Raw genomic sequence first — 16623 nt, forward strand, 5'->3', positions numbered from 1 at the left:
AAAAACAGATAAACAACTAATAGTCAGATAATTATTTTTAAAACATTCTAAAACCAATAGACAAACCTATTTTATAACTTTAAGTTTCAATAATATATTGAGTATATTCGGTCTCTATTTTACAAAATAATGAGACTAAAATTAATAGGATTCTTTTTTCTATGTGGTTGTATGGCATCATTTGCTCAATACAAAGAAATGCTACATAAACCTTATAAAGAAAAGGTGGATGCTATTGATGTATTGTACAGAAACACCATTAATAAAGGGAGACAAGATTCTTTATTTATAAATGCTTACACACATGAAATGGAACAATGGGCCTTAGCCAACAACGATAAAGAACTCGCATTAGAAGCAAGATTACTAAGAGCCTATGCAAGTTGGTTTCTCGTAGGACATTTAAGACCTCAATTAACACAAAACCTAATTGACATTGCCAATTTAGGAGAAAAAGATAAAATTCTACACATAGAACAACGTGCAATAAAGGTTATTATTAGTCATTATTGGAGCCTCAATAATTTTGAAAAAGCCTTTGAGTGGGTTTTATTATCAATTAAAACCCTAGACAGAATAGCTCCAGAAGATTTTCCAAATATGGCAGATCATTTAAATTATATAGGGCAATATTATTACTATTTCAAAGATTATAACAATGCACTAATCTATTATAAAAAATCTAGTAATCTTAAAAGAACGAGTTTTAATGCCTTACATGTTCTTGCTGCTCAAAACACAGTGGGTTTATGTTATCAAAAGTTAGAAAAGTTTGAATTGGCAAAAACTTACTTTTTAAAGGTAATAGAAGACGACTCAGAATTACAAAGTAGCACATGGAAAGCAATTGCAAGCGGAAATTTGGGGTACAACTACTATTTAGAAGGCAATTTTGAAAAGGCCATCCCATTGTTTAAAAAAGACATTGAAACCGCATTATCAAACAACGATTTTGGACTTGCTTCTGGGTCAAGCACTCCCCTAGCTGATATCTATATTAAACAAAATAAACTATCAGAAGCAAAACAACTTATACAAAATAGCAGACAGTATATTAAACAGTCTAAACAAACTGATAGGCTTCGACATTTATATCCTGTAATGAGCAAATGGTATGCTGCAAACAAGCAGTTAGAGCTGAGTACTCTCTATTTAGATTCAACCATGTCTGCTATAAATGCCTACAATGAAAAATACAGTAGCATTAAATTGCTACGAGCTAATCAAAGAGTTGAAGCAAAAGAGCGAGAATTACAGGTTGGGAAACTAAAAACAGAAAACCAATTAAAAATCACTCAGCGTAATTTTATCATTTTTATTATTGCAATCTTATTAATAGTGAGCGTATTCTCTTTTTGGTTTCGAAACCAGTTTCTACTAAAAAAACAACAGATTAAAGAATTAGAACTTCAAAACACCCAAAGAGCTCTAAACGATTCTAAGAATCAATTAAAAAAGCTAGCCACTAAGGTTCGTCAAGATAGCAACCTCATTAGCAAATTAAAAAAAGAAAAAGCTAACAATGACAGTTCAGAAAAACTTTCTAAATTAAAGTCTAAAAACATTTTAACCCAAAATGACTGGAAACAATTTCAAGATCAATTTAACAAAGCTTATCCAAATTTAATTCCCTCAATAACAAAACAACACCCAAACTTAAGCCAGGCAGAAATACGCTGTTTGTGTTTAGAAAAATTAAAGCTTTCCAATAATGAAATGAGTTTGGTTTTGGGTGTATCTTCTAACACTATTAGGGTTACTAAACACCGCATTCGAAAAAAGCTAAATAGAGAAAGTAATGAAACTATAGATGAACTGCTTAAGAATATAAAGTAAATACCTTTTTTTGGCATTATTAAATACTCCTTAACGAGAATCTCAAAACAGTGCAAACAAGCTCCTGTAAAAAAACCAATTAAGCTATTGCATTATAATCAACAAAAAGCGAGTAAATAGCTGTGAAATTATGATATTATCAACAAATCAAAATATTTTTAAATATCAACTAAAATCACTATCTTTGCAAAACATCAAAAACCTTGTACCAATATGACAAAAACAGCTACAAAACCGACTACGAAAGAAATTTCATTTAACGATTTTCGCGATGAAGTTTTAAACGACTATAAAATTGCACGTATTAGTAGAGAATGTAGCTTGTTAGGACGTCGAGAAGTACTTACAGGGAAGGCCAAATTTGGAATTTTTGGCGATGGTAAAGAAGTGCCGCAATTAGCAATGGCTAAGGCTTTTAAAAACGGTGATTTTAGATCTGGTTATTACCGAGACCAAACCTTTATGATGGCTATTGGTGAGCTTACAGCAGAACAGTTTTTTTCTGGCCTCTACGCCAACCCAAGCATAGAAGCTGAACCTATGTCAGCAGGACGTCAGATGGGCGGCCACTTTGCAACCCATAGTTTGGATGAAAATGGAGACTGGAAAAATCTAACAGCTCAGAAAAACTCAAGTGCAGACATCTCTCCTACTGCTGGGCAAATGCCTAGACTTTTAGGATTGGCTCAAGCATCAAAAATTTACCGCAATGTTGCAGAACTAGACAAAGCAACTAATTTCTCTTCAAAAGGAAGTGAAGTAGCTTGGGGAACCATCGGAAACGCTAGTACCAGTGAAGGGTTGTTTTTTGAAACCATCAATGCTGCTGGAGTATTACAAGTACCTATGGTGATGAGCGTTTGGGATGATGAATACGGTATCTCGGTACATGCAAGACATCAAACCACCAAAGAAAATATTTCTGAAATTTTAAAAGGGTTTCAAAGAGACAATAAAAATAACGGCTATGAAATTTTTGTAGTTAACGGTTGGGATTATGTTCAACTAATAGACGTATACCAACGCGCTGCTAAAATAGCAAGAGAAGAACACGTACCTGTTTTAATCCATGTTAAAGAATTAACCCAACCTCAAGGACACTCTACTTCTGGGTCTCATGAGCGATACAAAAACGCTGAGCGTTTGCAATGGGAGCAAGATTTTGACTGTCTTGCACAAATGAGAAATTGGATTTTAGATTTTGAGTTGGAAAATGAAAATGGAGAAACGCTTAAATTTGTTGATAACGAAGACAGTCTTGTTGCTATAGAAAAAGAAGCAAAAAAAGCTGTAAGTACTGCCAAAAGAAACGCTTGGTCTAATTATCTTTCTAAAATTCAAGATGAGCTTCAAACAGCTTCTCAACTATTAGCGACTGTTGCAGAAAAAAGTAGCAATGGCTCTTTTATTTTAAAGATAAAAAATGACTTAGACAGCATCAAAGAACCAATCAGAAAAGACATTCTTGTTGCTGCAAGAAAAGTACTGCGCTTCTTAAAAGACGAAAACTTTGCAGAAAAAACAAGTTTACAAAACTTTGTAAAAAACGCAATTGATCAAGGGGCAGATCTATACTCTTCTCACTTGTTAAGCGAAACTAAAGAAAACCCACTAAATACAACACCTATTGCACCTAGCTATGCTACTGAAGCCAATATGGTAGATGCAAGAATTATTATGCGTGACAACTTTGACGCACTTTTAAAGAAACATCCAGAGGTATTAATTTTTGGTGAGGATGCTGGTTTTATTGGTGATGTAAATCAAGGTCTTGAAGGCTTGCAAGAAAAATACGGCGAGTTTAGAGTTTCTGACACAGGAATTAGAGAAGCAACCATTATTGGACAAGGAATAGGGATGGCAATGCGTGGCTTAAGACCCATTGCAGAAATTCAATATTTAGACTATTTATTATATGCCTTGCAAATAATGAGTGATGATTTGGCAACACTTCGTTACCGTACTTTTGGAAAACAAAAAGCACCTTTAATTATTAGAACCAGAGGACATCGTTTAGAGGGAATTTGGCATTCAGGATCTCCAATGGGTGGAATCATTAACAACCTTAGAGGAATCCATGTTTTGGTTCCTAGAAACATGACACAAGCAGCTGGTTTTTACAATACTTTATTGGCTGGTGATGATCCTGCTTTGGTAATAGAATGTTTAAATGGCTATCGCTTAAAAGAACAACTGCCTACTAATTTAGGTGAGTACAGAACTCCAATCGGAGCAGTAGAAACCTTAAAAGAAGGTTCAGACATTACAGTTGTATCTTATGGATCTACCCTAAGAATTGTTGATGAAGCAGCAAAAGATCTAGCTCAAGTTGGCATCCATATAGAAATTATTGACGCACAAAGTTTATTGCCTTTTGATTTAGACCATCAAACTGTTAAGAGCTTGGCAAAAACCAATCGCTTGCTAATCGTTGACGAAGATGTGCCTGGAGGAGCTTCTGCTTACTTATTGCAAGAAATTTTAGAAAACCAAAAAGGCTATCAATATTTAGACAGTCAACCAAAAACACTTACTGCCAAAGCACACAGACCTGCTTACGGAACAGATGGAGATTATTTCTCTAAACCATCTGCAGAAGATGTATTTGAAATGGTTTATAGCATTATGAACGAGGCAAAACCACAAGAATTTAAAAGCTTGTACTAGCTAATAATAGAAGCTTAATTAAAAACTCAATCCACTGTGATTGAGTTTTTTTTAACAAAAAAATAAGAACAATTGCTGCGGTAATTAATATTTTAGCTAGTTTAATTAACTACTCACAACTTATTCACAATGAAAAAAGTACTCATGTATTTGTTTGTAATCGCACTAGGCGTACCAACAAATAGCTTTGCACAAAAAAAACAAACCACAAAGACTGATAAGAAAGAACCTTCATATGCTGATTTTATCACCAGTGAGAGTATTTCTGATGCAGGTCTATTTACAACCCATGAAACCGATGGTAAATTTTATTTTGAAATCCCAAATGCATTACTAGACAAAGAAATGCTATTGGTAACCCGTATTAAAGAATTACCTAGTAATTTTGGAGGCGGCTATGTAAATGCAGGATCAAAAGTTAATGAACAAGTTATAGTTTGGACTTTATACAAAGATAAAATACTATTAAAGGTAAAATCATATAGCGCTATCGCAGATGATGCCTTACCTATTTCTAAATCGGTAAAATCAAACAATTTAGAACCTGTTATTTATGCATTTGATATCAAAGCAAGCAACAAACAGAACAACAGCAATTTAGTTGATGTTACATCGTTTTTTAACAGTGATGTAAAAGCGATTAGCGGATTGGCTAGCAGAATGAGAACCACTTACAAAGTAAGACGACTAGACAGCAAAAGAAGTTTTATTAACAGCATCCATAGTTATCCAAAAAACATTGAGGTAGTTCAAAATTTCACTTTTGAAGCCGATGCTCCACCAAGCAACACATCAAGCAATACACTTAGCATGCAAATTAATCAATCAATGATTCTTTTGCCAGAAAATCCAATGACACCTAGAGTTTACGACAAGCGTGTTGGTTATTTTTCTGTAGGAACAGTAGATTACAGCTCTGACAAATTAAAATCTGAAAGCAAACGATTTATCAAAAGATGGAGATTAGAGCCAAAAGACCCTGCTGCGTATGCAAGAGGTGAGCTGGTTGAGCCAATTAAACCAATTGTATATTATTTAGACCCTGCAACTCCAGAAAAACTTAGAAAATACATCAAAGAAGGTGTAGATTCTTGGCAAAAAGTATTTGAAAAAGCAGGCTTTAAAAATGCAATTTATGCCAAATACCCTCCCACCAAAGAGGAAGATCCAGAGTTTAGCCCAGAAGACATTCGCTATTCTGTAATTAGATATGTAGCAAGCACCACCAGAAATGCTATGGGACCTAGTGTTTCTGACCCAAGAACTGGTGAAATTATCGAGAGTGATATTATTTGGTACCACAACCATTTGCGTTCTTACAGAAATAGATACCTTTTAGAAACTGGCGCTGCAAATCCATCAGCTAGAACCTTAGACACACCTGATGAAGAGATTGGAGAAATGATGACCATGGTTATTGCCCATGAAGTTGGACACGCTTTAGGATTGCCTCACAATATGGCTGCAAGTTCTGCCTATCCTGTAGCCTCTTTAAGAGACGGTGCTTTTACTCAAAAATACGGAATCGCTCCGAGTATTATGGACTATGCTCGTTACAACTATATAGCGCAACCTGGAGATAAAAATATTCGTTTTATCAGACAATTAGGACCTTATGATGAGTACTCAATTAACTGGGGATACCGTGTGATTCCGAATGCAAAAACACCACAAGACGAAGTTAAAACACTTGACAAGTGGATCGCAGACAAAAGCAACAACCCAATCTACCGTTTTGGAGACAAAGGCTTTGACCCAACAGCACAGACTGAAGGCATTGGAGATGACCCTGTTTTAGCCAGTACTTATGGAGTTAAAAACCTAAAATACGTCGCTAAAAACCTATCAAAATGGACCTCAGACAAAACAAACAACTACGATGATTTAAAAGAACTTTACGGAGAACTTTTAGGTGTTTGGGGCAGATATATTGGTCATGTAACAAACAATATCGGAGGAATTGTCGAAAACAACAAAAAGCCTGAACAACGCGGAAACGTTTATTCTTATGTTGATTTAAATACTCAAAAGAAATCAATCAACTGGTTGCTAGCAAATGTATTTGAAACTCAAGATTGGCTTTTAGACACACGTATTTTAAATAATATTGATGCCTCTGGACACGCTGCTAAAATCTTAGGAATTCAAACCAGACAATTAAATAGCTTATTGAGTAACGGCCGCTTAGAAAGACTTTTGGATGCTGAAGCTTTATCTAGCAGACAATACACCAGCTTAAACCTAATTAGTGATTTAAGAAATGGAATCTTTGCAGAAGCAGCAACCAAAAAGAACGTAAGTGTGCATAGAAGAAACTTGCAAAAAGCATACATTGAGCGCTTAGGTTTTTTAATTGGTCAAAAAACAGCCGCTGTTAAAAACTCTGACATTAACTCAATTATTAGAGGTGAGTTAAGCTTGTTAAGAACTCAACTTAATAGTGCAAAAAACAGCGCCAACACCATTACAAAATACCACTACAATGACTGTATTGCCAGAATAGATACTATTTTAAAAGCAGACTAGTACAGGTAAAAAACAATCAACCTTACAACCCGTTACCCTAAATAAGTAGCGGGTTTTTTAGTTTCTATAATTTAATTTAACAAAGAATCATTAGTCGTAAGCAACTCTCTTTTGATTTTGATTTAATTTTCTTACAAGCCAGACTAGTTATCAATATTAGATAAAAAAACAAAGAGAAATTGTACCTTTGATTGACAAAATAAAAGCACTATCCATGAATTCAGAAATAAGAAATTTAAGCCCCCAAAACATTTGGAATCACTTTGCAGATTTAAACGCTGTACCTCGCGCTTCAAAAAAAGAAGAAAGAGTCATTGCGTTTATGGTTCAGTTTGGCAAAGACTTAGGTTTAGAAACCCTTGTAGATACTGTTGGTAATGTCATTATCAAAAAACCCGCATCTACTGGTATGGAGAACAGAAAAACGGTAGTGCTACAAAGTCATTTAGACATGGTTCACCAAAAAAACACAGATACTGATTTTGATTTTGATACTCAAGGGATTGAAATGCATGTTGAAGACGGTTGGGTAAAAGCAAAAGGAACTACACTTGGAGCAGACAATGGACTTGGTGTTGCAGCAATCATGAGTGTTTTAGCAGCAACAGACCTTGCCCACCCTGCCATAGAAGCGCTATTTACTATTGATGAAGAAACGGGTATGACTGGCGCCATGGGATTAGAAGCAGGATTGCTAGATGGTGAAATACTTCTAAACTTAGACACCGAAGAAGATGATGAAATAGGCATGGGTTGTGCAGGTGGTGTAGACATTACCGCTACCCGATCGTATACAGAAATGGAAACTCCAGACTTATGTTTGGCTTATAAAATTACCGTATCCGGACTCAATGGAGGGCATTCTGGAATGGACATCCACAAAGGCCTAGCAAATGCCAATAAATTGATGAATCGTTTGCTTTTTGATGGTTTTGAAAATTTTGGTTTGAGAATCGCCACCATCAACGGAGGTAGTTTGCGAAATGCAATTCCTAGAGAAAGTCATGCAACTGTCGTTATTGACCAGGTTGCTAAAGAGCCTTTCTTATTTGAAACCGAAGATCATATTAAAACGATTAAAGAAGAGTTCGCAAGTCTAGAGCCAAATCTTTCTATCCACATAGAAACTACAGAACTCCCTAAAAAAGTAATGGATTTGGGCGTTCAAGAAGGATTTATAAAATCAGTATATGCAGCGCTTAACGGTGTTTACAGAATGAGTCCAGACATAGACGGCCTTGTAGAAACCTCTAACAATATCGCACGTATTAAAGTAGAAGCAGGACAAATCTATGTTGGCTGCCTTACACGTTCATCTTCTGAAACCAACAAATACGATTTGGCGACTTCCATAAGAGCCGCCTTTGAATTATCAGGCTTTGAGGTTCGCTTCTCAGGAGACTATCCAGGGTGGCAACCCAATATAAACTCTGAAATTCTCACTCTTTTAGATAGCATCTACCAAAAGCAGCAAGGTAAAAAAGCTCATATTGCTGCCTGTCATGCAGGTTTAGAATGTGGTATTTTAGGGCAAAATTACCCCAACATAGACATGGTTTCTTTTGGACCTACAATTAGAGGAGCACATTCACCAGATGAAAGAGCAGAGATTAAATCGACTCAAAAATTTTGGGATTTTTTAGTAGAAATTTTAAAAAACATCCCTGTAAAAGCATAAAATAACATTAAAAAAACAGTTGATAAACTCAAAAATAAAATCATTTTTAATTGTTTACTACGGGCTTATTTTTAAGCGCAAGTAACTGATTTAAAGATATTTACATTTTTATCATTTTGTTAACATCTTTGGTTTTTAAAAACAACAAATAATCGTATTTTTACTTTTTATAACTAGGATCATTTTTAATGGGTAAAATCATCGCAATTGCAAATCAAAAAGGAGGTGTTGGTAAAACAACTACGTCTGTAAACTTAGCAGCTTCTTTAGGTGTTTTGGAGAAAAAAGTCTTACTAATTGACGCTGACCCTCAAGCCAACGCCTCTTCGGGGTTAGGTATTGATGTAGATCAGGTAGAAATTGGTACCTATCAAGTATTAGAACATACTGCAAATGCTAGGGAGGCTATCCAAAAAACCAGTTCACCCAATGTAGATATTATGCCTGCTCATATAGATCTGGTAGCCATTGAAATTGAATTGGTAGATAAAGAACAACGTGAGTACATGCTTCAAAAAGCCTTAGTTGATCTTAAAAATGAATATGATTATATCTTAATTGATTGCGCACCTTCATTGGGTCTAATCACATTAAACTCATTGGTTGCTGCAGATTCAGTAATCATTCCAATACAGTGTGAGTATTTTGCCCTAGAAGGTTTGGGTAAATTATTAAATACCATTAAGAGTATTCAAAAAATCCACAACCCAGATCTAGATATAGAAGGTCTATTGCTAACTATGTTTGATTCTAGATTAAGACTTTCTAATCAGGTAGTAGAAGAAGTAAGAAAGCATTTTAGCTCAATGGTTTTTGACACCATTATCAGAAGAAATACCCGCTTAGGAGAAGCACCTAGTTACGGTGAAAGTATTATTGCCTACGATGCCACAAGCAAAGGGGCCGTAAACTACTTAAACTTGGCTAATGAAATTTTAAAGAAAAACGCGTAATGGCAAAAGCAACAAAAAAACAAGCGTTGGGTAGAGGATTGTCTGCTTTATTAAAAGAAAACGCTGCAGATATTACTTCTGCTACAGATAAAAACGCCGATCAGTTGGTAGGAAACATCCTCGAGATTGACCTAAGTAAAATCGAAGTAAATCCATTTCAGCCAAGAACCTATTTTGATGAAGACGCCTTACAAGAATTGGCTAACTCTATTAAAGAACTTGGTGTAATCCAACCCATTACCGTTAGAAAAGGAACAGGGAACACTTTTCAATTGGTTTCTGGAGAGCGAAGATTTAGAGCTTCTAAATTAATTGGCAATGAAACCATTCCTGCGTACATAAGATTGGCCAATGATCAAGAAATGCTTGAGATGGCTTTGGTAGAAAACATCCAACGTAAAAACCTTGACCCTATTGAAGTTGCCTTATCTTATCAGCGCTTGTTAGATGAAATTCAACTAACTCAAGAAGAACTAAGTGTTCGAGTAGGTAAAAAAAGATCAACTGTAACAAATTATGTTCGCTTATTAAAACTAGACCCGATTATTCAAACTGGAATGCGTGATGGTTTTATTTCGATGGGACACGGAAGAGCTTTAATCAACGTTGAAAACACAGATAGCCAACTAGACATTTACAGTAAGATTGTCAAAAATAAATTATCAGTTCGTCAAACAGAAGAGCTTGTTAAAAATTTAAAAGACAGCAAGGCTAAACCTAAAAAACAAAAAAAGACTCCTAGCTACATTAAAGAAAGTGTAGACCAACTAAGTGCTTTTTTTGGACACAAAATTGACATTACAGTAAATTCAAAAGGAAAAGGAAAACTGAGTATTCCTTTTCATTCTGAAGAAGATTTTAAAAGAATAAAAGACTTATTAAGCTAGTGAGCTTTCGCTATAAAATAACAATATGTATCTGTGTCTTTACTTCGTTTTGTAGTTTTGCACAGAAGGATACTGTCCAAACTCAAGCCTCTAAAACCAACGAGAAAATAATCATTGTAGAAGAATACAAGCCCTTAGCACCTGCAAAAGCAGCGTTCTACTCGGCAGTACTACCTGGTTTAGGTCAAATTTACAACAAAAAGTATTGGAAGGCTCCAGTAGTCTGGGCTGCCATGTCAACCAGTATCTATTTGTATATAGACAACAACAAAGAGTTTGATCGCTACAGAACAGCTTTCAAATTGAGGGAAGCAGGCCTTAAAGATGAATTTACCAATGATGATGGCAGTGTATTGATCTCTAGAAACGGACTTATCAATGCACAAAAAACGCTAAGACAAAATAGAGACTTGTCTTTATTGACCACGGCTGTCTTTTATGTCTTACAAATTATAGAGGCCAGCGTTAATGCACACCTATTACAATTTAACACCAACGACAACCTAACATTTCAACCAATGATTCAACAGCATCCAATGAATTTTGATGCTCCAAAATTTGGTTTGTCATTTAAATATTCCTTTTAATCATGAAAATCGCACTATTAGGCTACGGAAGAATGGGCAAGGAGATTGAACAAATTGCGCTTAAAAGAGGCCATCAAATTGTGATTAAAACCTCTGATCAAGAGGGTTACGATATTAGCAATGCAGATGTGGCTATTGATTTTAGTGTACCATCAGCAGCAGTTTCTAATATTAGCAACTGTATTAACCATCAAGTACCGGTAATCTCCGGCACTACAGGCTGGTTAGAACAATACGATCAAGTAGTTTCGCTTTGCAATCAAAAGAAAGGAGCATTTATTTATGCATCCAATTTTAGTTTGGGTGTTAACATCTTTTTTGAGCTAAACAAACAATTGGCAAAAATGATGAATACCATAGAGGATTACTCTTTGAGCATAGAAGAAATTCACCACACTCAAAAACTAGATGCTCCTAGCGGAACAGCCATTAGTTTAGCAGAAGGCATTATAGCCAATTCTGCTAAAAAGAAATGGGAACTTGATGCATCAAATTCTGATGAAATCATTCCGATTAGCGCCAAAAGAATCCCAGAAGTACCTGGTACACATACCATATGCTATGAATCTGATGTGGATCAAATAGAAATAAAACACACCGCCCATAACCGCAAAGGCTTTGCACTTGGTGCAGTTGTGGCCGCAGAATGGCTGGTTGGAAAAACAGGAGTTTACACCATGAAAGACGTGTTAAACTTAGGTTAATAACTGTAACGCTTTACAAAAAGCATTACTTATACAAAGACAATAACATTCTTTACAGCAAAGAATACAAAACATACAAATATGACTTTTACAGAATGGTTAATCGTTTTTTTAGTGATCCAACTGGTCCATTTTTTGGCCACTTGGAAAATCTATATTAAGGCAGGAAGAAAAGCTTGGGAAGCGGCTGTACCTGTTTATAATGCCATTGTTTTAATGCAAATTATCAACCGACCAAAATGGTGGGTTATTTTATTGTTTATCCCTGTTGTAAACCTACTAATGTTCCCAATAATTTGGATAGAGACCTGTAGAAGTTTTGGACATAATAAAAGCCATGATACGTATCTAGCAGTTATTTCTTTAGGGTTTTACCTGTTTTATTTAAATTATGCAACAGACCTAAACTATATAGAAAACAGAAGCCTACAGCCTAAAACGTCTCTTGGAGAGTGGGTAAGTTCTATCGCCTTTGCTATTATTGCAGCAACCTTGGTACATACCTATTTTATGCAGCCTTATACCATTCCAACTTCTTCTTTAGAAAAAACCTTGTACGTAGGAGACTTTCTATTTGTAAGCAAGTTTCATTATGGTGCACGGGTACCCATGAGCGTAGTATCGGCACCGATGGTACATGACACCTTACCAATTTTAGGCAAATCATACCTTTCTAATTCTAAAGACAAAGAGTCCTGGTTAAACAAGCTAACCTTGCCTTATATGCGTGTCCCAGGCATTCAAAAAATAAAGAGAAATGATATTGTGGTTTTTAGTTGGCCAAATGACACCACCAGCACTATGTACAATGACCGGTCAAAAAAGTTCACTTACAAACCTATAGACAAAAGAACCAATTATGTAAAACGTACTGTGGCCATCCCAGGAGACTCCCTAGAAATTAGAGATGGTTATGTCTATATTAACGGAAAGAAAACAGTCTTACCAGATCGTGCAAAAACCCAATACTATTTTACTGTAGAAACCGAAGGTAAATCGTTTAGTGCAGGTGCTTTAAAAAGATACAACATTAGAGAAGGTAAAATTATTAATGGAAAATATCTATTAAATTTAACCGATGAAGAGGCCGCTTTGATTGCAAAAAATCCAATTGTTAAGAGCGTCACAAAAATGATAGAGCCTAACGGCATCTACAATGAAGAAGTTTTCCCTCACAATCCACAATACAAATGGAACCAAGACAATTTTGGACCAATATATATCCCTAAAAAAGAAGTAACGGTTGATTTAAATGCCAAATCCATGCCTTTTTACAAAGACATAATTGAGCGTTATGAACACAATAATTTATCTATTGTTGGGGACAACTATTTTATCAATGGTAAAAAAGCCAATAGCTACACCTTTAAACAGGATTATTACTGGATGATGGGAGACAACAGACAAAACTCTTTAGATGCTCGTTTCTGGGGATATGTCCCTTTTGATCATGTGGTAGGAAAGCCTGTTTTTATTTGGCTAAGTTGGGATCCAAATGCCCCTGATTTTATGTCTAAATTAAAATCAATTCGTTGGGACAGAATGTTTACCACTGTTGGTGGAAGTGGAGAACCAGTATCATATTTTAATTATTTTCTAATTGCACTGCTTGGTTATTTTGGGTTTAGTTACTATAGAAGTAAGCGAAAAAAATCAGACTCATAAACGTTTTTCATGTCTTTATTTTTGCCTACTTATTTCTCACCCATTTCTCAATACAAAGCAATGGTAAATTCTGAGCAGGTTGTTTTTGAAATAGAAGACAATTTCCAAAAGCAAACCTACAGAAACCGTTGTTATATTTATGGAGCTAACGGCAAACAATTATTAAACATCCCGGTTAATCATCCAGCAAGTACTGATCGAAAAAAAACCAAGGACTGTCTAGTTGAAAATAGCAGTCAATGGCAAAGCCAACATTTAAAATCATTGCAGGTTGCCTATAGAAATTCACCTTTTTTTGAATTTTACATCGATGATCTCTTACCAATTTTCACAAAAAAATACCACTTCCTCCTAGATGTAAACATCGACAGCTACACAGCTATTATGGAAGCCTTGCAACTCCCTACTCTGTATAGCAAAACAACAGAATATCAACTTGAATCAGAAACTGACTATAGAGCATTGGCAAATGCCAAACAAACAGAGTCCTCTCCTTTTGAACCCTATATACAGATGTTTGATGATAAGCACGGTTTTATCCCAGACCTTTCTATTTTAGATTTACTTTTTATGGAAGGCCCAAACGCTAGTAGCTATTTAGAAAAAAAAGAGTAAATTTGAGTAAAACCAAAATTACTTAAATGGATTTAATTTTAACATTTATCGATCAATTAAACCCGGAAATTTCGGAAAAATCGAAAATATTATTTAAAAATCTATTATATAAAGAACAATTAAAAAAAGGGGACGTATTGGTTGGATTAGGTGAAGCACAGACCAAGTTCTATATTTTAACTTCGGGGGTGGTTAGGAGTTTTACCCGAGATGAAAAAGGCAAAGATCACATTAGAACTCTCTATTTTCATTACACCACAACAGGCTCTTTAAGGTCTTTAATCACAAAAAATCCTTCTGGTGAAATTTACGACTGTATAACCGACTGTGATTTGATCGTTGGCGATTTTAACGCTTTTATAAAACTAACAGAAGAGCATCATGATTTGGCGATACTATATTATCGTTTACTACAAAACATCTACCTTAGAGCAGACAAAAGAATTTATGAGCTCTCCGTACTAAATGCAACTCAAAGATACATTCAACTAAAAGAAGATATTCCTAACATAGACAATCTCATCCAACAATATCATATTGCTTCTTTCTTAAACATAACACCTGTTCAGCTGAGTAGAATTAGAAAAGAACTCTATTCTAAGTAATTTATATTAACCTATGTTAAGGTAATTGTAAATTGAAATCTTTAAATTTGGAGTATTAGTCCCCCAATATACATTCAATTTTATATATTTACATAAAACTTAAAAGACCGACATTTGTTGGTCTTTTTTAATTTTAGTTTAAGTAACTATGACCCTAAAGTTTTGTCTTCACTACGGTTTTCATTTTGTATTTCCTGCAATCGTTGCCCTACTTTTATTTAAAAAAGATTGGAAAAAAGTATACCTAATCTTCTTAGCTACAATGCTTATAGATCTTGATCATTTATTGGCTACACCTATTTTCCAAGAAAACAGGTGTAGTATAAATTTTCATCCACTCCACTCATATATAGCCATCGGAATATACATAGCCGGTTTATTCTTTAAAAAGACGAGAATTATTGCTTTGGGACTACTATTGCATATACTTGCAGACAGCATAGATTGTTTGCTATAAATACTTACTAAAAAGACCGTTGATATCTGCAGAGATATTTCCTTTTTTAACAATTAGCAAATAGACAAATGCGATTAGAGTACTTTTTAATACGATATTAATAATTGGATGAAATGTAAAATCCCAAAAAAAGAACAGCCCGTAAGTTGCGCCAATTATTAACACCAAGTACAATGTTTTTAAGCTAAAAGGACTCATCTGAAACTTGTGTTTAACATACCATAGCTTTAGGCTATTAAAAAACACAATAACACATAATGTAGACAAGGCCGCTCCGTTCATGCCCAGTAAATCTATTAACCAATAATTTAACAAGACCACACTTAAAGCCATCCCTACTGAATAAGGCAGTAAAATTTTATAATGTTTAGAGTTAGATATAATAGCACCGTTATTACCAAGAGACATGGTGTACAATTTGGCAAAAGAAATCAATAGCACCACATAAACTCCTTTAGAGTACTCGGGCTTTATCAACAAATATAGTTGGCCTAAATTTAAGTTAATCAACAAAAAAAACAGGCCACAGATAAGCAACAAATTAATAGAAGTGCTCTTGTACAATTTAGAAACAGCTGGATAATCGTGCTCATTAAGTGCTTTTGAAGTTAAGGGCTGAACAATTTGAGACATCGCTCTCCCTGGAGCCTCAATTACAGAAGCGATATAGACTCCTACAGCATAAAATGCCGCCAACTGAATCTCCTCTTTTTGAGGAATCATAAACTTATCAATGTCTAGTAAAATAGCACCAGCAGAGCCTGCCAAAATAATATAAAAACTGTATTTTAACACTTCCTTATAATTGGCTGGTAAACCAAAACTAAACTTAGGTAGGTACAAGACAAATGCATAAATCATCATGATTAGCGTTCTCAAAAAATAGGCAACCGTTAAGAAATAAATAAACCCCTCTTGATCAATTAATTTGAGTGCAACAAGAACTAACAAAATCATTACGATGATTCTAGTAAACATCTCACGCATCAAATTGCCAAAAACAGATTGTAGTTGTACCCGTGACCAAGCGTAAAATATTTCAAAATAAGCGGTCGCAATAGCCACCAAATAAATAACAAAAGTATATTCTTTAATAATTGAGTTTTCTTTAGATAAATAAGTACCAATTAGCTCATAAAAATAAGCCCCAATAAACCCAAAAGGCAAGGCTATAAACAAGGGTAAAATCAATGAAAAGCTAAGAAACTTATCCTTTTCTTCTTTAACAGAATACGATGAGTAAAACTTTACGATGGCATACTGAACCCCAAAGGCAGTTAAAGGCATTAAAAGATTTGCAGTAGACAAAAGATAAGTGACCAAACCATAATAGGTTTCCTCCAAAAAGTTAGTATATAAAAACAAGGCGTTTATACCACCAATACCAAAAGCTGCAAAGGTGATTACCGTATTTTTAAAAGATTGTTTTAGTACAATTCCCAA

At 34.9% G+C, this 16623-nt stretch carries 13 protein-coding genes; 12 read left to right on the top strand and 1 reads right to left on the bottom strand.

Translation table 11 applies throughout. From position 1 onward, the window contains the following. Window positions 1-129 precede the first annotated feature (129 nt). The 12 genes from WHC90_RS04810 to WHC90_RS04865 all read left to right on the top strand — a co-directional run bounded on the left by WHC90_RS04810 (window position 130) and on the right by WHC90_RS04865 (window position 15180). Window positions 130-1836, top strand: a complete 1707-nt coding sequence (locus WHC90_RS04810; protein ID WP_188597358.1) for a tetratricopeptide repeat protein — start codon at window positions 130-132, stop codon at window positions 1834-1836. A gap of 213 nt (window positions 1837-2049) precedes the next feature. After that, window positions 2050-4503 carry an alpha-ketoacid dehydrogenase subunit alpha/beta gene (locus WHC90_RS04815; protein WP_188597359.1) on the top strand — a complete coding sequence of 818 codons (2454 nt, stop codon included), beginning with the start codon at window positions 2050-2052 and terminating at the stop codon, window positions 4501-4503. 129 nt (window positions 4504-4632) lie between these two features. After that, on the top strand, window positions 4633-7029 hold the full coding sequence (locus WHC90_RS04820) for a zinc-dependent metalloprotease (RefSeq protein ID WP_188597360.1): 2397 nt from the start codon (window positions 4633-4635) through the stop codon (window positions 7027-7029). A gap of 214 nt (window positions 7030-7243) precedes the next feature. Next, window positions 7244-8707 carry an aminoacyl-histidine dipeptidase gene (locus tag WHC90_RS04825; RefSeq protein ID WP_188597361.1) on the top strand — a complete coding sequence of 488 codons (1464 nt, stop codon included), beginning with the start codon at window positions 7244-7246 and terminating at the stop codon, window positions 8705-8707. A 188-nt stretch (window positions 8708-8895) separates the two neighbouring features. After that, the gene (locus WHC90_RS04830) at window positions 8896-9660 is read left to right on the top strand and encodes a ParA family protein (protein ID WP_188597362.1); all 765 of its coding nucleotides are present in this window, start codon (window positions 8896-8898) and stop codon (window positions 9658-9660) included. Next, the gene (locus WHC90_RS04835) at window positions 9660-10547 is read left to right on the top strand and encodes a ParB/RepB/Spo0J family partition protein (RefSeq protein WP_188597363.1); all 888 of its coding nucleotides are present in this window, start codon (window positions 9660-9662) and stop codon (window positions 10545-10547) included. The genes WHC90_RS04830 and WHC90_RS04835 overlap by 1 nt, the downstream gene beginning before the upstream one ends. Beyond that, complete coding sequence (locus WHC90_RS04840) at window positions 10547-11134, top strand: DUF5683 domain-containing protein (RefSeq protein WP_188597364.1); 588 nt, start codon at window positions 10547-10549, stop codon at window positions 11132-11134. Before WHC90_RS04835 ends, WHC90_RS04840 begins: the two co-directional genes overlap by 1 nt. Before the next feature lie 2 nt (window positions 11135-11136). Next, window positions 11137-11838: a 4-hydroxy-tetrahydrodipicolinate reductase gene (gene dapB, locus WHC90_RS04845; protein WP_188597365.1), complete on the top strand. Its 702-nt coding sequence runs from the start codon at window positions 11137-11139 to the stop codon at window positions 11836-11838. Between the two features lie 81 nt (window positions 11839-11919). After that, window positions 11920-13503: a signal peptidase I gene (gene lepB / locus WHC90_RS04850; protein WP_188597366.1), complete on the top strand. Its 1584-nt coding sequence runs from the start codon at window positions 11920-11922 to the stop codon at window positions 13501-13503. A 9-nt stretch (window positions 13504-13512) separates the two neighbouring features. Beyond that, entirely contained in the window at window positions 13513-14118 is a 606-nt protein-coding gene (locus WHC90_RS04855) for a WbqC family protein (RefSeq protein WP_188597367.1), read from the top strand. Window positions 14119-14144: 26 nt separating this feature from the next. Beyond that, window positions 14145-14723, top strand: a complete 579-nt coding sequence (locus WHC90_RS04860) for a Crp/Fnr family transcriptional regulator (protein WP_188597368.1) — start codon at window positions 14145-14147, stop codon at window positions 14721-14723. Window positions 14724-14871: 148 nt separating this feature from the next. Beyond that, a complete protein-coding gene (locus tag WHC90_RS04865; RefSeq protein WP_188597369.1) occupies window positions 14872-15180 on the top strand; it encodes a DUF6122 family protein in 309 nt (102 codons plus the stop codon). Here the strand turns inward: WHC90_RS04865 and WHC90_RS04870 are convergent. Continuing rightward, window positions 15175-16623: a lipopolysaccharide biosynthesis protein gene (locus tag WHC90_RS04870; protein WP_188597370.1), complete on the bottom strand. Its 1449-nt coding sequence runs from the start codon at window positions 16621-16623 to the stop codon at window positions 15175-15177. The genes WHC90_RS04865 and WHC90_RS04870 overlap by 6 nt on opposite strands.

The sequence above is a fragment of the Polaribacter pacificus genome (assembly GCF_038024035.1).
In the GTDB taxonomy this organism is placed as follows: Bacteria; Bacteroidota; Bacteroidia; order Flavobacteriales; family Flavobacteriaceae; genus Polaribacter; species Polaribacter pacificus.